Origin of the sequence: Membranihabitans maritimus, from assembly GCF_021729145.1 — a bacterium.
Classification (GTDB): domain Bacteria; phylum Bacteroidota; class Bacteroidia; order Chitinophagales; family Saprospiraceae; genus Membranihabitans; species Membranihabitans maritimus.
Genome location: NZ_JAJSLW010000020.1, coordinates 38,707 through 57,431 on the forward strand (window position 1 = coordinate 38,707; position 18,725 = coordinate 57,431).

Genomic DNA, 18,725 nt, shown 5'->3' on the forward strand with positions numbered 1-18,725 from the left:
AAGACGATGGAAATAGAAAGTCTTTTTACGGTACTCTCGGTTATTAGCTTGACCAGTTTATTATTTTATTCGTTTTTCAAGATCAGTCGGTATGCGTTCGCGCTGAATATGCTGCTAATCGCAGCTATCTTTTATTATATTTCCGAAGAGAATCGGTTGATATTGACCCTACTTTATTTAGGTTGTCCGTTGATGCTAATTAATACAGGACTGTACGTTTTTTTGCACAAAACGGAGGAACCGAAAAATGCCGATAGCAAGTATCGTGTAAGCTTTGCAACGAGCAAGGGAAACTTCAAACTCGAAAACGTAAAAAGAGGGGCATCCATCATAGGATCTGCCGGAAGTGGCAAGACCGAAAGCGTGGTTTATGGGTTTTTGAGGCATTTTCAGAAAGAAGCCTTTTGCGGGATCATTCACGACTACAAAGATTTTGAGCTGACTGAAATGGCCTATCCACTTTTCAAGGATGGTCAAATCCCGTTTAAGGTCATTTCCTTTGATAAAATCATCCATAGGGTCAATCCTATTGCACCTCGCTATTTAGAGAACGAGGAAAGCGTAAACGAAGTTTCAAGGGTGCTGATCGAAAATCTTTTGGAGCAAAGGGAATCCGGTACGAGCGGCACTACCAAATTTTTCAATGATGCTGCCGAAGGCTTGATTGGTGGATTGATTTGGAAACTGAAAACCGACTATTTCCAATTCTGCACATTGCCCCATTTAATAGCGGTTTACCAATATCTGGATACAGACAGCCTTATCCAGTTTTTGGAATCCAATACAACATCCAGAGCGATGGCAGATGCCTTTATTAGCGGTAAAGATTCAGAGCGACAGACAGCAGGTGTAAAAAGCACCTTGGCCAATGCGCTAAAACGAATCAGTACACAGCGAATATTTATGGCATTGTCCGCAGACGAAGTGCCACTTAATATAAATAGTCCAGAAAATCCTTGTGTAATTTCAATTGTGAATAATCCGAAATTTGAAACTTCTTATTCCCCTGTCATTGCAACAATAATCCATACTATTACCAAGCAAATGAGCGTGCGGAATTCCAAACCTTCTTTCCTGTTGATGGAAGAAGCCCCGACCATTCGGCTATTGAATATGCACCGTATTCCGGCTACGCTGCGGAGTTATGATATTGCCACAATTTATGTGATGCAGGACAAGATACAAAATGATATGATGTACGGCGACAAAGCGAGCAAGGCAATTTTGAGTAACCTTTCCTATCAATTTTTCGGCAAGGTAAACGACCCGGACACCGCCAAATACTACGAACGCTTTTTTGAAATTATTAAAGACCCGACCAAAAGCGTGAGCCGTGGCCATAACTTGGATTTTGATACACGAGTAACAACTGGGGAAAAAGAAATCCCGAAAATAAGGGCAGATGTTTTCTTTCGGCTGAATCAGGGAGAGTTTATTACCTATGCGGACGGGAAGGATAAAAAGGTGCAGTTTAAATTACAGCAAATTAACAGGGAACTTCCCGAAGAATCTAAACAGTATTCACAGGCAGATTTGGAGGCTAACTTTGAACGGATTTATGAGGAGGCGCGGTCGATATTTGGATAATTAGGATATGCTAAAATTTTCATTAATTTCCTTTTCAATAATCTTATATTTATCCTTCACATCTTCACCCATATAAAAATCTAACAGATCATTTTTATCCAAAGTTCCATCTTCTAAAAACTTATTCAGATACTGTTGGTTGAAGTCTAATAACAACATAGATTTCTTAATTTGTTTTAAAATTTTTTTATTATTCTCAATATTATTCTCAACTAGATTTTTAATCAGGGATATTTCATTTATATCCTTAATGATACGATTTACCAGAATAGCCAAAATATTATTATCGACTTTAACACTCTTAGCATTTAAAGCTATATCCCTTGCCAACATATAAGCTATTGCCAAATTAGAATAATTCCCTTTCTGGGAATCGATTATAGCGATAAAACCAATAGAAGGAATGTAGCCCACATTTTCAAATGCTTTAAGAATTGAGTTATCCACGAGAGAAATATCAAATACGATAAGGCTAACCTTTGAATCCCTATTTGCTTGAGCTTCTATTAATTGACTCCAGGCTGTATCGGTTCTACGAGTAAAAATTTCTTTTGATTCTATATCTCCAAATTTGATACTCTTATCAAACTTGCACTCAATAACAATCTTTAAGTCTTTATTTCCCTCTATCTCGCAAACAATATCACCTGTTTTATTTCGACTGAGTTCACCTTGTTCATTCCCAGTTAAGTAGGCTTTGTCTTTTAAACGCTTATCTTTAAAATACTGATTAAGAAACCCGGCAACTTCATCTTCGGCCAAGTTTCCTTTTATTGCAGATTTATAGAAAAGTTCCTTTTTCATTTCAAAAATTATCTTCAAACTTTCCAGTTCAGTACCCAGTTCATTTGATGTTTTCGATAAAAATGCGGATAGTCGATCTTCCATAAGTGCGAGGACACCAATATAAATAGCTTTTAATAATTTTTCATCACGATCAGACACGGGAAGATTATCAAAATAATTAAAGACTATTTGATTCTCAATTTCAAACTCCTTTACTTCAACTCGTTTCAGTTGTTGATTGAGTCTTATCATTTTGCTTAAACTTTAGAGTACCTGTACCTTCCTTTGATACTTTGGGCTAAATATGTTCCGTGGGATTCAGCACCAATAAGCCCTTTATATTCTCTTTCTGGAAGGTCAAAATATTGATAGACCGTGCCGTTTTTAAATTCTATTTCTAATGTGGATGAATTGTCGTCATAGCCAATAGATGCTATGTTCGATGATTTTACTGGTTTTCTATTCATAATACTTTATTTGATAATTTTACTAATTTTAGGATTTTGAGACCTCCAGGCCTCAATAAATTCTTCGTAGTTAGGGCTTTCTTCCATTTTGTTGCCCCAACCCCCAGGCATTAAAGATTCTTCTGTATCAACAATATCGAATACGATAGGATCTTGACTATCAGGTCTTTTATCCTTCGGTGGAGCTTTGATAAGCGATCTCATAGGAAGCTTTACCGATTCTCCTAAGATTATAGCCTCTCCCGTTTTTAATATTGGGAGCATACTTGTAAGACCTTCCAGATTATCTGTGACAGCACTTGTTATGTGGGCGCGATCAGTAGAGTTCGCCAATCGGAGAGCAAAGAATGTACCACATTGTGAAAGAATTGTAGAATTTATTTCTGACGGTCTTTGACTAACTATCATTGAGCCTATCCCATATTTCCTACCCTCCTTCACAATTTTTTGAACAATCGATAACGCGCTACCTTCAAAGTTTAAATAATTGTGAGCTTCTTCCATTACCAAAAGCAATGGACGTTCCTTGCCTCCTTGCGAGAGGTTTCTTGCCCAGAATAAGCCTTCATAAACTATACGCAGTAAAACTCCGATAATTGTATTTAAAATAGTTATTGGAACACCTGATAAATCCAAAATAGTAATTGGCTTGTCGCTTCCTATCCAACCTTTTATCAGGGAATCTAAATCTTTTTCTATAAATCCATCCTTTTTTGGAGTCCAATCCCCAGGTTTGAAAATAAAATCATACCTTGGAATTCTCAACTTTGAACCCAATGAATGTAACTGTTGGCTATTATTTAAAGGGGTTTCAGGCAAGTATTGAACTCGATCACCATTTGCTTTGGAGGTATTTATTTTTTTAAAAATAGGAGGAATACCCCGAACTGGATCACCTAATATCTTATCTCCATTTTCATCAGTTTCAAAAGCAAGATTTTCCATAATCGTCCCATCCTTGTCCGGATAGAACTTTCCTAGCGTTTCGGTATAAAGGTCATACCAGAGATGATTCAAGCTAAATGGTATGGGAGAATCAATACTAAGGTTATCTATGTCGATTCCGGTTTTAGGATGTTTTTCCAAACTTTTCAACTTAGCTTGCTGAATTCTTTCTAGAATTACATTTTGATCTTTTTCGGCAGCAAATTTTCCAAAACTGATATCACATAATTCTTCAAAATTTAAGGCCCAAAAGGGAATAACCAATTCTTTTTCTTGACTTCCTTCGCTTTTGTCAGCGTTAATTTTAAAAATATTCGCTCGATCTTTTAGAGCTTGTCCATACTCTCCGTGTATGTCAAACACCAAAATTCGTGATGATGGATATTTCTCAGAATCGGATAGCGCATTTAACAGACTTGCAACTGTCGTTGACTTTCCTGAACCAGTTGTTCCAACTACTGCTGAATGTCTCGTAATTAACCTATTTACATCCACCAAAGCAGGAATAGATTCGGCTCCCGCAATATGTCCAATATTTACAAAGTATGGTTTGTCTGGTTGTCCATAGATTCGTTTTAGGTCTACTTCAGATACTAAATGCACTTCATCACTAATTGTTGGATATTGAGAAATCCCTCTTTGAAATTCACCAGATCGATGTCCTTCCCCAACCAGTTGTACAGTTATCCATCTATTTCCATAAGGTTGGTCGTTTTCTGGTGCTGCGCTTGCGCCGACCTGAGTAATAATTCCAAACAAAAAATTGTATCCAATTGGAATTTTAACAAAACTTCCAATTTGTCCAATTTTGTAACCTTCACCATTTACATATGTCAAACCAGATAGTGAATCGTTGACCATTGCTATTCTAATGGTAGTGCCACTAACGTCTTGTACGGAACCAAGATAAGTAGAGTTATTTTTCATCCAAAAGAGTTTGATTATATCCGATTAAAGCTTGAAGGAAATCCCCCATTTTTGAAAAATCACCAAGATCTAAATCGCAAAGAGCTGCTTCTTCGTCATCCCTTTTAGACAGACAATTAGCTAAATTATCCTCATCTTCCAATAAGGCTCCTAATTTCCACTTGCCTCTAACCGTACCAATTATCGCTTCGTCTTTAGCCCATATAGCAAGATTGCCTCTGTTTAATGCAGCATCCACACCTTTAGGGTACTTTTCAGTCGTTGAATCATTTTCTTTATTTTTCTCAGTTAAAGAGCCAAATAACATCGAAATTACCATACTATTTGGGTTCGCTCTTAGTGAACCTAAAATGCAATCATTTATATGCTCGTCGTTAAAAGAATAACCTGAGATAATAAGTAATGCGTTAGGTTTTCTCAAAAAGCGAGAAAGTTGATCCATCAAAGCCAAAAAAGGCATTTTTCTACTTTGGTCATATTTGAGATGAGATGGGTAAATTAGCTGTGAAGCGTCTATTTCTTTAGTTCTGCTTGATCTGAATACCTGATGATTTTTCTTTTGAAACCAATTAATAGAGCCGTGGATTTTCCAAAGACGTGTCCAATGATTTGGTATTAAATCGTCTTCAACTGATCTCAAATCAAAAAATGACTGTCTTGAACCGACAAAACCATCAAAGTAGGGTATGGATAAGTCCTCAAAGGCTTGTTCCATTAGCAAATCATAATTCGTTGTAAATACTTCGACAGGTTTCTCACGATCTATTGATATCCATTTTGCAAGTTTATGATATGGGGATTCTTTATTTGGTAATTCCACATCCAATTTACTTACGATTTTCGTGCATATTTCGCTTTCCAGTTTGATAAGCTCTTCATTGCTAAAGCCTCTAACGCTGTTACCAACCGAAACATCTTTCAAACCTCTTATAAAACTCAAAATATCTTCAATGTTTTTAATACTTTTTTGAGCTAAACTTATTTCATCTAAAAGTTTATCATAATCATTTTTGACATCTGTTTTTGATGATAGTTCCGAACTTAGAAATTGGGTCAATCCGGCTACATCAGGAATCAGAGGCCATTGCTCCTTCGGCATATTTACGGATAAGGGACAGCCAGCAGATATAAAGTAGCCTATTGGTTTTTTGTCTTGGGATAAAGTTTGACGTAAAAACTTAATATGTTTAATAGGATCGTGATAATTATCCATATTGTTGATTGATTTCTGTTTTGGAGTAAATTTAACAAACTTTTAGAATTCGCTTTCAAATTTTCAAGTTTGTTTGAAATAAAGCCAATCTTGGATTTTAAATAAATATAAATTTTATAGTATTTATTTTAGTTTTATGTCTAAAATACATATATTGCTCTAATAATTACTAAAGTTATGGTGGCGGAATATATCGACAAATTGCTGTCTGTGGAAGAATATTCTTTTTCCCTGGAAGAATTGATGAGCCGAACCCAGAAGAGCAAAAACGCAATTTGGCAGGAATTGGCTCATCTGATCGAAAAGAACAAAGTCCTCAATCTAAGAAAGGGCTTCTACCTTATACTGACCCCAAGGTATTCCAGTTTTCGAAAACTTCCCATAAATCTCTATATCGACAAACTTTTCGATTATTTAGGCCGTAGTTATTATTTAGGTTTTTACAGTGCAGCAAAAGCCTATGGAGCAAGACATCAACAATCTCAGCGCGATTATGTAATGACATCCTCCCCGAAACTGTTGGATATTCAGAAATCGGCCATTGATATCCGTTTTTTGACCACTTCCGCTTGGCCGGAACAAAATATACTTTCAAAAAAATCAGATGCCGGAATCTACCATATTTCCAGTCCGGCTTTAACCTTGGCCGATCTGGTACATTATCAGAACAAATTAGGCGGGCTGAACCGAATGTTATCCACCATTGAAGAATTATTGGAAGAAGTCAACCAAAAAGACCTAGAAGATTTGTTGAGCTGGTATAGCAACAAAGCCACACTTCAACGATTAGGTTTTTTATTGGATCAAATAGATGAAGAGAATAGTTTTTCTGCTTTAATTTTTCAACATTTGGAAAAACAAAAAATACATCCGGTTTTATTAAAGCCAACCAACCAGCAAAGACCCGGTTCGGTGGATAATAAATGGAAGGTAGATACTAACCTACAGTTAGAAAGCGACCTATGATTTCAAAACCTTATATAGCCCAATGGCGGGAATACGCATCTTGGAAAGAATTTGCACAGGTTGAACAGGATTTGATTATTAGTCGGGCGTTGGTAGCAATTTTTGCCGATGATTTTCTAAGGGAAAACCTTGCTTTCCGGGGCGGCACCGCTCTACATAAATTATATCTGAACCCGGCACCGAGATATTCCGAGGATATTGACCTTGTACAGGTTCGGGAAGGCCCTATCAAACCCATTATGAAGCGCATTGGCGAGGTCATTACTTTTTTTGAGGAAGACAGGCGTACACAGGTAAGAGGGCACGGAGCAAAAGCGCTGTACAGGTTTACATCGGAATATGAAGAAGAACGTTCGCCGACTAAAATTAGAGATTAATTGTAAAGAACACTTCAACGTACTCGATTGGGTAGATTTCCCTTTTGAAATGGCGAACCCTTGGTTTTCGGGGAGAGCTGATATTAAAACATATAAAATCAATGAACTTTTGGGCACGAAGTTGAGGGCGCTTTATCAACGAAGTAAAGGAAGGGATTTGTTTGATCTGGATTATTCCAGACAATATATGAAACTCGATATTGATGAGATTATCAAGTGCTTTAGGGTTTATATGGAATCTTCCGTTGGCAAAGTCCCTTCCCAAAAAGAGTTCCTACAAAATATGGAAGCCAAGAAAAACGATGCAGCTTTTGAAGGCGATATGGAAGGTTTGTTACGGCCGGAAATCCTATACGATCAAAAAGCTGCTTTCCATTGGTTGAAAGAAACGGTTATTCCAAGAATGTGATTATTTTAAAAAGGCGATTTATCCTTTGAACCTCTTGCAGTAGCCAACCACTTGCCGTCCTGCTTAATCAGTTTAAAAATACCAGGCGTTTTATCGTATGCTGTGTTATATTTTACCCAAGCCACATCGCCCATAATCGTATCCTGCAAAACAGTAAAGTTAGAATCATCCTTTGGTGTAGCGTTGAACATATTTATGGTATTCATATAGTTGGAATACGCCTGTGGTGTGGAATGTGCTTTTAAGGTTTCCTCATCTTTTTCATAAAAGCTTTCAATGACAATTTGGGCTGTAGCACTTGGTCCTGAAATTTTAGTTTCAGAATCAGCACAAGAAAGGAACAGTAATGTGAGCGAAAAAACGACATTTTTTTTCATAACAGTATTAATTTGGGTTATTAATATATCTATGTGATAGTTTCATTTCAATATTTCGTTCGCCATCCTTTTCATTCAATTCCAAAACTGCCCTACGGTCATTGGATAATGAAAACTTGGGCAACACATAAACGAAGCGAACCGTTTCACTTTCTGTAATTTTTGAAGGCAGATTATTTATGTAAATAGGTTCTTGATAGAGGCGTTGTAACGATTTTCTTTTTCCTTTTTGCCGAGTTTCAATCGACAGGTTCAAGAAATTCAAATCGTAATCCAAAGCAGAATTATTTTCAATCTGGATAACGAAGTAGAGCTCTTCCTTATCAAAAACAATATTCTCAACACTCAAAACAATACTTTCGTTTCGTTTCTTAATTCGACCTATGCGCTGTTTTCTATTGAGAAGATACGAGCAGAATTTTTGGTAATAATAGGTTCTATTATCTACAAGTTCTTCAGAAGATTCAACAAGAACCGAATCAGTTACAATCGGTTTTTCATTACCGATACTATTTGATAACGGAATGAAATAATTGAGCTTAGAGAGCTGTTTCTTATATCTTACAATATACGAAAAAATTGAACCATTTCTATTGACTACTAAAAGGTTACTTTCTTTTCCGGGCTTTGCTTGAAGAAGTCCGAAATACTGTTCTTTTTCACGGTTGTAGGTAAATATAAAGTTATCTGAACCCGTTATGCCTTGCCGTATGGGTTCTGGGAAGAATAGCGCAACGTTTTTGGTGTCGTTTGCATAAATGGTGTCGAGTAAATGAGTGGTTTGTGCTTTTACTTTTGCGAAAGTCGAACAAATAATAAGAGCGGAAATAATGATATAATTTTTCATAAGAGTGCGTTTTAAATGCCCATTATGGGCTCATAATTTCGGTTTTAAGATTAATCTGTAATTGTTCAATACTGTAACCTTTACGTTGCGGTTACTTCGTCTTAGTACTTTTGTAACGCCACCTACTTGCGGAACGGTAGGTATGTTGATGTCGCCAATAATATCGTCCAGAACTTCGGTTGTGGCTTCTGCCCGAAAATTGTTCTGTACGTAGATACCTTCGCTTCCATCAGATATATCAAAAGCTTTAAGTTTTGTGGGATGGTGCTGTATGTTCTCGATTTCAATTAAAGCCCGATTAGGCTGAAAACTTATAAAACCGAAAATGGGTGTGTTCTTTGGCATTTCTTTACCATTAATGGTAGCAGTTTTGGTCAGTCGCATTCGTAATCTGGTATTTGCTTTTACAACTTGGTCGCCATCTACCACTACATAAATGGTTTCGTCTGTGTTGCCGATGATGGATTCCTCATTGGGTTTAGGTGCAGCAGCGAAGAACAATTGATGTTCTAAGCCCAATTCTTTCGCTTCAATTTTTTGTTCCCGTTTTACTTCAGCAGAATTGATTGTTGATACCGCTTTGCGAACAGTTCTTCTTCGTCCCAAGTTTTGATATCGCGTCTCTGAATACTGAATCTTACCAGCCTCATAGATGCTATCTACGATACGCTCTTTTTCGCGTTCGGGAAGGTTTGGGTCGTAAAATCCCAAGGAATCAATCAGCTTTTCATCATAGATGCTGGGTGCATTGTTTTCACGCACTTTCTTCAAGTCGTTAATCGCATCAAGCTTGGAATCATACTCTTTTTGGCCTTCTTCCAAATCAGGAACTAAGGTCTGCTTAAGGTTTTCTGTTTCACTTTCATCATCGCCCATTACCATCACGGAATAGGAAATCAGAAATATGAAAATCACGGTCAAAACCGCTGCAAATACTATCTTGTTTTTTTCTACTTTCATAATAGTGCGTTTTTAATTACCGATTATCGGCTTTCAACTTTCATCTGATATTTTCTTTAAGGTGTTTTCGAAATAGTTAGTAATCAATAATCCGTGCGGATTGTTCGGAAAGTTTCGGTCGACCATAATCAGGTTTCCGGTGGAAACCAATTCGTAGGTGTCGATGATTGAACCTCTATTGATTTCAAAAATGGTCGTCGTGGTAAAACTATACGCACCATCATTTTCGGTTATCCGTGAATCGATGCTCAGCACTTTTTGAACCAATGAATACTGAAGTAATCTATTGTAAACACCATCGGCTTTTTTCTGGCGGTAGAGATTGTCCACGGAACTATTACCCAACCAAAGTGCCTTTTCCAAGTTGCGCTCGTAATTACTGGCATCGATGTTATAGAAATAGTTGTGGAACAGATCTAAATGTGCCAAAGCTTCTACTCTGAAATTCTCTTTTTGGGTCACGACCTTCAGCGGAATGATACTGCCATCGGTATTGATGGCAAAGGCACTATTGAGTGCTTTTTGATTGGTGTTGAATACCATCCAAACCGAAAATGTACTGGAAAGCAAGGTACACACAACAACCGCCAAAACGATAAATCGATTCAGTTTTAGGACATTGTAAATATTCTTATATGGTGTTTTCATATTTAATCTGATTTAGGCAGTAAATAATCTGAGTGTAAAGGACGTGGCACGTTTATACAGTTTGAATTTCAGGAACACAATAAATCCTACTGAACCCAATTGAACCACAGGTGCAAAAAATCCTTGACCTGTATCGGTTCCGAATAGATTGACCCAAAAATTGGTATTGATTTCAGTATAAATGGCATTGATAAATACATTGACAAGAAAGAATGCTGGCACGAGCATATATACCGCTGCATATAGTTTAAAGAACGTATAAGCGAGCGAACGGAACTTTTCAAAAACTGCCAGGCTAATGACCAGAGGAAAGAAGGCTTGCATTATTCCTAAAAGGAAGAAGCGTTCTGCCAAGAATAACGGATAGATGAACAAATCCAATATCCAAAGTATGGTGCTCATTATGAAAGCCAATATCTTAAAACCGTACAATGGCGTGACCAATGCTTCGTATAAAAGCGTCATTGCCGAACTTGCGGCATCAAACAAACTTACGTCTTCCTCTAAAGGAATGTCTTGCATCTGTAAAGGCAATAATGCTGGTGCTGTCCCTCGATATTGCCCTTCAATAGCGACTAAGATGCCATCGAAAAAGCTTAAGACCTGTGTTGAGAAAATGACCAAAATGACGATAGCAAAATTTTTGGCCAATTCGCCAGGGCTCAATCCCCAAGTGTAGCCATCCTTATCTGCAATGCCTTCGTTATACTTTTTAAGGATGTTAACCAGAAAGAACAAGACAGCAAGCGTTTTCATTCCGGCAATGGTGTATTGCGAAAAGTCGCTGGCCTGTATAGTCTGGAAAACCGTGTCTATATATTCCAGTCCGATTCCTAAGAGAATGGTCGCAGTCATTTTTAATATTCCGTTTCTCTGTTATTGACTTTATCCTGCATTTTTCTGAAGGAAATAATGTCGCGATAGCGTTTGGTTTTTGTAGTGATGTTGGAAACCATCTGCTTTGATTCCAGCTCTTTTTGCTTTAAAATTTCAGCGCGCTCTGCATCACTCATTTTTAGGTAATCGCTTGAGAGAACTTCATCAATAAAATCCACCGTGTCCAATGAGTTTTGAACTATGGCATCAAAAGATTCCACAACCTTTGAAACTTCATCTGGCTTAATGTAAGGCGAGTTGAGAATATCCTGTACATCGTTTTGCATTACGTTGATAAGGCGTTGATTGTTCTGTCCAATTTCCTCAACTGCCCTCAGTTGCTGGACAACGCTTGATACTTTTTCTATTGCCTCTTTTGCATCTTTCAGGAATTTTACAGACTTAATCATCTGGGCTGTCTGCTTTCCAGATTCTATGAGTTGTTTTACCAAGCTGATAAAATTGGTATTATCATAAGTGGGCATTCCTTGGGCAGTCGCATTACCCGACATAAACAAAGTCAGGGCTACTGTCATTACTAAAATTTTGATTTTTGTCTTCATAATATTATGTTTTAGATGTGAATTGAATTATTGCTTTTTGCATATCGTGATACTTTTCATAGAGCTTCATAATTTCCTCATTTTCTTGCCCATCGGTCAAGTAAGCGGCATACACTTCCTTAGGAACTTCAAGCCGGAAGATGTTACTTTCCTTTCCAATCTTAATGAACATTTCGGTGTACTTGCGCGGACCGGAAAGGTTGTTTTTGATGGATTTTAATTGGTTTAAATCGTGGCTAGATAGGTTGAGCCTTTTGACCAGTTCGTCATAGCCTTTTTCATTGTTCAGACTATAAATGACCTGCGTATTTTCGAGAATACTTGCGGAAGTCGAATTGTTCGGCAGCTGGTTGATGGATTGCAGGATGATACCAATAGCACCGTTCTGTTTTCGGATAGCCTGATAATAGAATTCCACGCTTTCGAGTACATTGTCGAACTTCAGTTGCTTCGCAAACTCATCAAATAGAATAATGCCTTTTTCAGCTCTGTTTTTCCAAATAGTTCTTTGAATGGCGGACTTTATCAGTTTCAGCATCACCGACAGGATTTCCTTATTGTCCTTGACTTCATCCAGTTCAAAAACAATCAATCGCTTGTCCTCGATTTTATAGGTCTGGTCTTCGCTAACTTCAAAAAGGAAGCTATATAGACCATCGCCGACATATTCGGACATTACGTGCAAGAAGCTGGTAACGTTGAAGTAGTCGGGATGGATTTTAAGAGTGTCAAGTAGATTTTCTTGGCTCTTTTCTATAAAGCTGTAGAAACCATCTAATGAGTGATTTTCAGAAGTACTATAATAATAATGGCGCAGTATCTTTTTGACGGATACTGACTGTGCCTTGGTTACTTTTAAATCGGAAGCAAACAGTTCAAACAGGAAAACGGATAAGTCTTCCAATCGTTCGGGTGTGAGGTCATTTGTGTCACTTATGTAAAATGGATTGATGCCTAAGTTTTTTCCGCTTTCGTAGCGAAGTACCGTGTATTTTTCAGGATAGAGTTTGGCAAACTTGGTGTATGAGCCACCCAAATCAATGATGACCAAGCGAACACCACTTTCAAAATATTGGCGCAGAATATTATTTGCCAAAAAGGATTTACCTTCGCCTGTTGGCGCGAAAATAGCAAAGTTCCGTGCCTTGATGCGTTTCTTCTTTTCGTCCCAAACATCCTTTAATACGGGAATGTTATGCTCACGGTCATTAAAGATGATTCCGGTATTATCAGATTTATAGTTTGTATTGTTGATGAACAGGCAAAGTGCGTGCTTTAAATCCGTTACATACAGATCGTTGTTTGAAAAGTTGGATGAAAAGCAGCAGTAACTATTTAGAATATAGTTTTTACGTTCTTCGCCTCGTGGGTAATACGGGATGATATCCAATTCTTTGAATTCAGTTTTTATTTTGGAACCGATCTGGCTAAGGTTGACCGGGTTTTTATCCCAATAGACAATGTTCAGATGACCACGAATAATCCGCGCATTGTCATCCGCATTGATCTGGTCAAGGATGTGCTGGATTTTTCCTAATACCACTTTGTTTTGCGAACCAAAGTTGGAACTTTTGTTTAGTTCCTCGACTTTCTTATCGAGCAGCTTGCGCCACTTCTGTTTATCGTCCAGATAAAGAATTTGGTTGACAATGTGGTTTTCGTTAAGCGTAAGCCCTAAACCATCAATAAACCCTTGATGAAACACAAAATCGTCAGAAGTGAATTTCTCATTGGTCTTGCTACTTTGTACACTTTCGCCAAAGCACAGTTCGCTGTTGATGGCCAGGGCATCAAGATAGTTTTCGCCTATATTGACGTTTTTCTTTTCAAGTAAAATATCCGTATCAAAACCTTCATTGAAGCCATTAAAGTACCCATTGGTCAGTTGCTCAATCCCTTTCGCTTCAAGCGGAAAAAATTCCATTTTACGGCTATTGTTGATAAAGGAAACCGAATCACTTACCGAGCCGATAAAGCGTTGCACGGTATCATCAAGTTCCCGGATAATGCTCTTGGAAACCTTTCGGAAGGGGTTGACATATTTGGGACTGTTAAGTGCTTTGTTCTTGGTCAGGATAAAGAACAGGAAACAGCGGTGCTCCATATATTCACGCCCTTTAAAATGATCGTGGGTCGCTTTTTCCAAAAAGGTTTTATTGGGCAGTTGTTGCGAAGAATAGGATTTTTTCAAATAAATATCCTGCTTATGAACTACAGTTCCCACCGGCAACGACTTCAAAGCCTGAAACCAAGCCCCGTGCATATCCTCAAAATCCTTTTCGGACAAGGAATAGATTTCGGGCAAATTGCCTTCATAGCACAAGACCACATTGCCATTATTGGCAAAAATGATATTGTCCTGAATATCCGCTATGGGTCGGTATGCCGAAAGGTTAATCTTGTTCATAATCGATGCCGGAGTTTCTTTTGTTACTGATGATTTGTGGGAAGGCTTTTGCCATTTGGAAAAGCTGTGGATTGCCGGTTATCCGGGTCAAAGCGATATACAAGGCTGAATTGAGCAGCAATACGCCAATGATTATTCCGAAGCTGAACGAGAAGATGATGACCAGTAGCGAAGCGAGAATGGAAACCATCATTATGGCAAACAAGGATATGGGCAGTCCGAAAATGACCGCCCGCTTCCTGATGTTTTTATAGACCTCGAATTTCTTCATAAAGCTCTTCTATTAAAGCCCTCGATGAGGGTTCATTTATACTACGATTCCTATTAGGTAAGTAAAGATTCCAACTACAGCTCCCGCTATTAGCACAAATACGAGTACACGGGTAATTCCTTTTTTAAGGTCTGCATTTTCCCCAAAGAAATGTCCTGCGTTGAACAGGAAACCGATAAGGAAAATCACCCCGAGGATTATCGGAAAAATGGTTCTGATGGTGTTTGAAACATCGTCAACTGAATCTTCGATTCCGCCGATTTGTGCAAAAAGTGATGTTGAGAGCAACGAAAGAAAAGTTGCCAAGTAGATTGATTTTTTCATAATGGAACAGTTTAAATTTTTGATTCGTTTTCGTTAAGGGAAAAGTATATATATTTGTATTCAAATACTTGAAAATCAAATATTTGTGAATAAAATATTATTTGGTATTAATTGAATTCCGTTGCCATTATTTGACATCAAATTTTATGGATTTTGGAAGGTAGATTGTTGATAATCCGAAAAGTGAAAATGAAAAAAGTGCTCAAAAACGTCAGTTTTGTGATTTTGCTTCTAAAAATGTGTGTCATTTTTGGACAAGAAACGAGTGTTCAAAAACGAATAATAATTGACGTTGGACACGGAGGAAAAGATGCTGGTGCAATTGGTGTAAATGGAATCTAAGAAAAGGATGTGGTTTTGGATATTGCAAATGCCATTTTGAAGCTGAATAATGTATTGGAAGAGCCTTTGGATATTTATTTAACCAGGTATAGTGATACACTAATTTCTTTATCTGACAGAACTAAGCTGGCCAAAGCATTAAAAGCGGATTTATTTGTGTCCTTGCATTGCAATCATTCTGATAATCCGGATGCGAGAGGGATTGAGGTTTATGCTTTAAGAAAACAAGAAAAATTCTCGATGGAATTGGTATTTGCAGGCTATAAAATTGAAAGGGCACTTTGTGAAGTAATAGGTTATGAAAGTAGAGGTGTGAAGTTTGCCAACTTTCAAGTTCTGAGGGAAATGATTGGGTATTGCCCGGCCATACTTGTGGAAGCTGGATTTCTTACCAATGAAGATGAGGGAAATTATTTTTTGATACCTGAAAAAATTAAGGCAATGGCATTGGCTATTTTGATGGGAATAGATAACTATTTAAAAACCAAATTATGAAAGAGGCATTTTTAGAAGTGATAAAAAACATTCGGGAATTAGGCAAGCAATTTTTTATTGAGTTGTTTATAATATTCAAGTCTTGGCGGGCTTAATCTATTTCCTCTTATCCCCAGCCCCTTCATCAAAAGCAATCAAATTAAACAGTTCCCGCATCCGGCTACGGACACGGTTTCCATAGCGTTCTTCCAGTTCCTCGGCATTGAGGTTCGTAGTCGCGTGCGTCTTGATTTTATGTTTGGTCTGTAGGAAGAGCTCGTATCTGGATAACAGGACTTCACCCATCACATTCAGGTCCTTACCGTAGAACCTTCCGGAAGGTTCTACGCCCAGATCGTCAAAACAGAAAAACTTCGTGTTGCCATAGTCCTCGATGGTTTTAAAACCAAGATGATTAAAACTGAATGCAACATTCCGACAGGGAATCATTTCATACGGGCGTTGCAACGGTACTAAATGTCGTAAAAGTTTCATTAAACTGGTTTTACCGCACCCTACCGGGCCTGATAGTAAAATGCCTTTCTCAATATCGATGTCGAATTTTTGGCAGTTTTCCTTGTCCTTGATGAAGTAGGAACAGAGCTTTAGCAAAATATCCTTGTCCTCTTCATAAATTTTGAATTTCTTTCCAAAGAGGAGCTTTCCCTTGGCATTCAGATAAATTAGTATTCTCGGGAAATCGTAAAGCACGCATTTCCCGTCAAATTTGCCGAGCGAATATTCCACGCCGCCTTCGGTTATTTTAGAGGGGTTGTCCATAATCCTTGGTTTTAGTGGTTTTAAGGTTGTCCCGATTTTGGGACGCTCCCTTTTTGTTTGGTTTGTTTTCTTCGGTAAATAATTCGGTTCTATCCATCCAATTTTTGGCTAGAGCCCGCCAATCACGTATTATTTTTCCATCGCTTGTTTTCCAATTGTTGGCTTCATAGTGCGCAAAGAATTTTTTTCCTTCATCAGCATTAAAATTTTTTTCAACAAAAAAATCTAAAACGGCCTGCCTGCCCTTTGGTTGTTTATTAATGTTTACTTGTTTGGTATTGTTTATATTAGATACCAATGCTTGTCCACTCAAGGGACGGTGCGGGTACACAGCTTGTCCGTTGGTGGGATGGTGTTGGTACACTACTGGTTCACGTATGGGATGGTACCGTTCCGCAAGCTGTTCCAATTCGGGATTGTACCGTCCCATATCCGGTTCATCACTTGTCCCGATAATGGACATCTTGATTTTGCTACCTTTGTAAGGATTGTTCGATGGAAAATAAGATAGATAGTTCCACGAGTGCAGGTCGGTAACACAGCGATGATAGGTCGATTTAGAACCTATTTTAGCCACGCGCATCAACTCTCGACGGTTCACAAAAAACTCATCGGCAAAACGGCTGCTGTTCCACTCTTGGAACAGCGCCATATACAGGCTGATATGGGTCGGGTTCAAGCGGTCATCGAAAAAGAATTTTTCAAAAGCCGCGTTGAGTAGCTTTATATAATTCATCGCTTAAGAATTTAATCCGTGCTGCACACGGTTTGCAGACATTACATTCTGGATTTCTTCGGCATCGTAATAGATGATACCGCCCACTTTCGTGTATGGCAATGTGCCATTGACACGAAGATTTTGAAGTGTTCCCGGACTGACCTGAAGCAGTTCCATTACATCGGAAGATTTCAGGTACTTTTTAAGTTTACCGGTTGCTTGTCGGGATAGGAGCTTTTTAATGTCATCGAGCAATTCCATTTTGAATTCCCGAAGATCGTCTGTGGTAATGATACTTGTTGGCATAATAGAACGGTTTTAAATGAAAAGGGCTACCGCCTCAGTCTAAACTAATTTGATAGCCCCTCGCAGGATTTGACTTTCGTTCTACAAATTTGGGATAGTTTAATGGGTTTTATTCCCAAGTTATACCCAAGTTGGGTGTTTTTATTTTCTCATTTTCAATGAGTTAAAATGGTTTTATTTGTTTGTTGTTCATTGGAAGGTCAACACTAAACAGCCATAAAAAAAATTAATTTTATTTTTTCCCAAGTCGTACCCAACTTGGGAGAAAATTTAACATTTTCAGGGTTGAATAAATTAACCGTCGGTTTCTTCCATCCTTTGTAAAAGCGCAGATTTTAGCCTATCGATAAATTTGGTCAGGTCTATCTTCCTTTCCCTGATTTCTAAAAAAGTCCTGTACACGTTACCAAGATTTAGGTCAAAAATACTTTCGCAAGCCGAAGCCATTTCTTTAATCCCGGCCGTTCCACTTTTTATGGCCCCAGAGGCTTGTAAAGCATATATCAATTCTATCAAATCTGTTTTTGAAGCAGTCCAGCTTAGCCGATCCCCGTTGGCCAAGGTATTTAATTCTCGCGATTTCCCATAAGATATATCTCTTAAATAGCTCAGTTCTTGAACATAATGGTTAACTAAAAGATCATAAGCCATAATTTTAGCGACGGCGTTATCGTGGCTTGTAGAGAATTCGGAATCGGTATAAAAATGGGAGGTATTGGAAACCAAACTGATTTTATCCTTTCCTCGCAAAAAATAAAATTCATCGAGAACCGTAGATTGCTCCCTATAATACTTTATGAAATCTATATTACGCCGGTTACTTTCTTGAAGTTTTTTTATTTCTGCGTCTATAAATTCCTGTTGGGATTTTATTGTTCCCGCAGGCCTATTTATCAAGAAATTATAGAGTTTAGCATAAAATTTTAACCGACTGTATATGTAAGGTTTATGTTCTTTAAAGAATGTTATTTCGTCCTGTTGATTACTGAACTCATTTTGCCTTACACATATTCTTAATTTCTGTAAATACTGCCTGGAAATGGAAATTCCTTGCTCAACGTTGTTAAAATCGTTAAGATTGGATTCTACAACCCCCTTCATATCCTCTTTGTAATCATCTAATATTTTATGTATTAATTTAAGCAAAACATATAT

At 37.9% G+C, this 18,725-nt stretch carries 19 protein-coding genes and 2 pseudogenes; 4 read left to right on the forward strand and 17 right to left on the reverse strand.

Annotated features, from left to right (window positions below; genetic code table 11):
* The first annotated feature begins 6 nt into the window (after positions 1–6).
* Positions 7–1,587, forward strand: a complete 1,581-nt coding sequence (locus LVD47_RS19185) for a type IV secretory system conjugative DNA transfer family protein (protein ID WP_236979780.1) — start codon at positions 7–9, stop codon at positions 1,585–1,587.
* Here the strand turns inward: LVD47_RS19185 and LVD47_RS19190 are convergent, their stop codons facing one another.
* From LVD47_RS19190 to LVD47_RS19205, 4 genes are read right to left on the reverse strand one after another with little or no spacing between them, the layout of a single operon-like run.
* Entirely contained in the window at positions 1,588–2,625 is a 1,038-nt protein-coding gene (locus LVD47_RS19190; protein WP_236979782.1) for a hypothetical protein, read from the reverse strand.
* A gap of 5 nt (positions 2,626–2,630) precedes the next feature.
* Positions 2,631–2,840 carry a KTSC domain-containing protein gene (locus LVD47_RS19195; protein WP_236979784.1) on the reverse strand — a complete coding sequence of 70 codons (210 nt, stop codon included), beginning with the start codon at positions 2,838–2,840 and terminating at the stop codon, positions 2,631–2,633.
* Between the two features lie 6 nt (positions 2,841–2,846).
* Complete coding sequence (locus LVD47_RS19200) at positions 2,847–4,712, reverse strand: ATP-binding protein (RefSeq protein WP_236979786.1); 1,866 nt, start codon at positions 4,710–4,712, stop codon at positions 2,847–2,849.
* A complete protein-coding gene (locus LVD47_RS19205; RefSeq protein WP_236979788.1) occupies positions 4,702–5,925 on the reverse strand; it encodes an SIR2 family protein in 1,224 nt (407 codons plus the stop codon). The genes LVD47_RS19200 and LVD47_RS19205 overlap by 11 nt, the downstream gene beginning before the upstream one ends.
* 177 nt (positions 5,926–6,102) lie before the next feature.
* On the opposite strand from LVD47_RS19205, the gene LVD47_RS19210 reads away from it, so the two are divergent.
* Together LVD47_RS19210 and LVD47_RS24160 are read left to right on the forward strand one after the other, a co-directional pair.
* Entirely contained in the window at positions 6,103–6,891 is a 789-nt protein-coding gene (locus tag LVD47_RS19210; RefSeq protein WP_236979789.1) for a type IV toxin-antitoxin system AbiEi family antitoxin domain-containing protein, read from the forward strand.
* Positions 6,888–7,677: pseudogene (locus tag LVD47_RS24160) on the forward strand (nucleotidyl transferase AbiEii/AbiGii toxin family protein). Before LVD47_RS19210 ends, LVD47_RS24160 begins: the two are co-directional and overlap by 4 nt.
* A gap of 5 nt (positions 7,678–7,682) precedes the next feature.
* Here the strand turns inward: LVD47_RS24160 and LVD47_RS19225 are convergent.
* The 9 genes from LVD47_RS19225 to LVD47_RS19265 are packed head-to-tail and all read right to left on the reverse strand — an operon-like array spanning position 7,683 to position 14,950.
* Positions 7,683–8,054 carry a hypothetical protein gene (locus tag LVD47_RS19225; RefSeq protein ID WP_236979792.1) on the reverse strand — a complete coding sequence of 124 codons (372 nt, stop codon included), beginning with the start codon at positions 8,052–8,054 and terminating at the stop codon, positions 7,683–7,685.
* A 7-nt stretch (positions 8,055–8,061) separates the two neighbouring features.
* Positions 8,062–8,901 carry a DUF4138 domain-containing protein gene (locus tag LVD47_RS19230; protein ID WP_236979793.1) on the reverse strand — a complete coding sequence of 280 codons (840 nt, stop codon included), beginning with the start codon at positions 8,899–8,901 and terminating at the stop codon, positions 8,062–8,064.
* 30 nt (positions 8,902–8,931) lie between these two features.
* Entirely contained in the window at positions 8,932–9,861 is a 930-nt protein-coding gene (gene traM / locus LVD47_RS19235; protein WP_236979794.1) for a conjugative transposon protein TraM, read from the reverse strand.
* Positions 9,862–9,894: 33 nt separating this feature from the next.
* Entirely contained in the window at positions 9,895–10,509 is a 615-nt protein-coding gene (locus tag LVD47_RS19240; protein WP_236979796.1) for a hypothetical protein, read from the reverse strand.
* A gap of 12 nt (positions 10,510–10,521) precedes the next feature.
* On the reverse strand, positions 10,522–11,364 hold the full coding sequence (locus LVD47_RS19245; RefSeq protein WP_150543768.1) for a hypothetical protein: 843 nt from the start codon (positions 11,362–11,364) through the stop codon (positions 10,522–10,524).
* Between the two features lie 2 nt (positions 11,365–11,366).
* Positions 11,367–11,948: a hypothetical protein gene (locus LVD47_RS19250; RefSeq protein ID WP_236979798.1), complete on the reverse strand. Its 582-nt coding sequence runs from the start codon at positions 11,946–11,948 to the stop codon at positions 11,367–11,369.
* Positions 11,949–11,952: 4 nt separating this feature from the next.
* Positions 11,953–14,355, reverse strand: a complete 2,403-nt coding sequence (locus LVD47_RS19255; protein WP_236979801.1) for a TraG family conjugative transposon ATPase — start codon at positions 14,353–14,355, stop codon at positions 11,953–11,955.
* Positions 14,342–14,626 carry a hypothetical protein gene (locus LVD47_RS19260; protein WP_150543765.1) on the reverse strand — a complete coding sequence of 95 codons (285 nt, stop codon included), beginning with the start codon at positions 14,624–14,626 and terminating at the stop codon, positions 14,342–14,344. The genes LVD47_RS19255 and LVD47_RS19260 overlap by 14 nt, the downstream gene beginning before the upstream one ends.
* A gap of 36 nt (positions 14,627–14,662) precedes the next feature.
* On the reverse strand, positions 14,663–14,950 hold the full coding sequence (locus LVD47_RS19265; RefSeq protein WP_031428457.1) for a hypothetical protein: 288 nt from the start codon (positions 14,948–14,950) through the stop codon (positions 14,663–14,665).
* A 189-nt stretch (positions 14,951–15,139) separates the two neighbouring features.
* Here LVD47_RS19265 and LVD47_RS19275 point away from each other — a divergent pair.
* A pseudogene (locus tag LVD47_RS19275) lies at positions 15,140–15,787 on the forward strand (N-acetylmuramoyl-L-alanine amidase family protein).
* Between the two features lie 96 nt (positions 15,788–15,883).
* Here LVD47_RS19275 and LVD47_RS19280 read toward each other — a convergent pair.
* The 4 genes from LVD47_RS19280 to LVD47_RS19295 all read right to left on the reverse strand — a co-directional run bounded on the left by LVD47_RS19280 (position 15,884) and on the right by LVD47_RS19295 (position 18,716).
* Positions 15,884–16,546, reverse strand: coding sequence for a P-loop NTPase family protein (locus LVD47_RS19280; protein WP_236979807.1), 663 nt, complete (start codon positions 16,544–16,546; stop codon positions 15,884–15,886).
* A complete protein-coding gene (locus tag LVD47_RS19285) occupies positions 16,530–17,282 on the reverse strand; it encodes a hypothetical protein (protein ID WP_121344429.1) in 753 nt (250 codons plus the stop codon). Before LVD47_RS19285 ends, LVD47_RS19280 begins: the two co-directional genes overlap by 17 nt.
* A gap of 3 nt (positions 17,283–17,285) precedes the next feature.
* Positions 17,286–17,570: a helix-turn-helix domain-containing protein gene (locus tag LVD47_RS19290; RefSeq protein ID WP_121344430.1), complete on the reverse strand. Its 285-nt coding sequence runs from the start codon at positions 17,568–17,570 to the stop codon at positions 17,286–17,288.
* A 294-nt stretch (positions 17,571–17,864) separates the two neighbouring features.
* Complete coding sequence (locus LVD47_RS19295) at positions 17,865–18,716, reverse strand: RteC domain-containing protein (protein WP_236979808.1); 852 nt, start codon at positions 18,714–18,716, stop codon at positions 17,865–17,867.
* Positions 18,717–18,725 lie beyond the last annotated feature (9 nt).

Coding starts and splice junctions, on each gene's coding strand:
- LVD47_RS19240 (WP_236979796.1), bottom strand. CDS start 10,509: ATGAAAACACCATATAAGAATATTTACAATGTCCTAAAACTGAATCGA.
- LVD47_RS19210 (WP_236979789.1), top strand. CDS start 6,103: ATGGTGGCGGAATATATCGACAAATTGCTGTCTGTGGAAGAATATTCT.
- LVD47_RS19290 (WP_121344430.1), bottom strand. CDS start 17,570: ATGCCAACAAGTATCATTACCACAGACGATCTTCGGGAATTCAAAATG.
- LVD47_RS19280 (WP_236979807.1), bottom strand. CDS start 16,546: ATGGACAACCCCTCTAAAATAACCGAAGGCGGCGTGGAATATTCGCTC.
- LVD47_RS19190 (WP_236979782.1), bottom strand. CDS start 2,625: ATGATAAGACTCAATCAACAACTGAAACGAGTTGAAGTAAAGGAGTTT.
- LVD47_RS19185 (WP_236979780.1), top strand. CDS start 7: ATGGAAATAGAAAGTCTTTTTACGGTACTCTCGGTTATTAGCTTGACC.
- LVD47_RS19225 (WP_236979792.1), bottom strand. CDS start 8,054: ATGAAAAAAAATGTCGTTTTTTCGCTCACATTACTGTTCCTTTCTTGT.
- LVD47_RS19285 (WP_121344429.1), bottom strand. CDS start 17,282: ATGAATTATATAAAGCTACTCAACGCGGCTTTTGAAAAATTCTTTTTC.
- LVD47_RS19260 (WP_150543765.1), bottom strand. CDS start 14,626: ATGAAGAAATTCGAGGTCTATAAAAACATCAGGAAGCGGGCGGTCATT.
- LVD47_RS19250 (WP_236979798.1), bottom strand. CDS start 11,948: ATGAAGACAAAAATCAAAATTTTAGTAATGACAGTAGCCCTGACTTTG.
- LVD47_RS19205 (WP_236979788.1), bottom strand. CDS start 5,925: ATGGATAATTATCACGATCCTATTAAACATATTAAGTTTTTACGTCAA.
- LVD47_RS19200 (WP_236979786.1), bottom strand. CDS start 4,712: ATGAAAAATAACTCTACTTATCTTGGTTCCGTACAAGACGTTAGTGGC.
- LVD47_RS19195 (WP_236979784.1), bottom strand. CDS start 2,840: ATGAATAGAAAACCAGTAAAATCATCGAACATAGCATCTATTGGCTAT.
- LVD47_RS19265 (WP_031428457.1), bottom strand. CDS start 14,950: ATGAAAAAATCAATCTACTTGGCAACTTTTCTTTCGTTGCTCTCAACA.
- LVD47_RS19230 (WP_236979793.1), bottom strand. CDS start 8,901: ATGAAAAATTATATCATTATTTCCGCTCTTATTATTTGTTCGACTTTC.
- LVD47_RS19255 (WP_236979801.1), bottom strand. CDS start 14,355: ATGAACAAGATTAACCTTTCGGCATACCGACCCATAGCGGATATTCAG.
- LVD47_RS19245 (WP_150543768.1), bottom strand. CDS start 11,364: ATGACTGCGACCATTCTCTTAGGAATCGGACTGGAATATATAGACACG.
- traM (WP_236979794.1), bottom strand. CDS start 9,861: ATGAAAGTAGAAAAAAACAAGATAGTATTTGCAGCGGTTTTGACCGTG.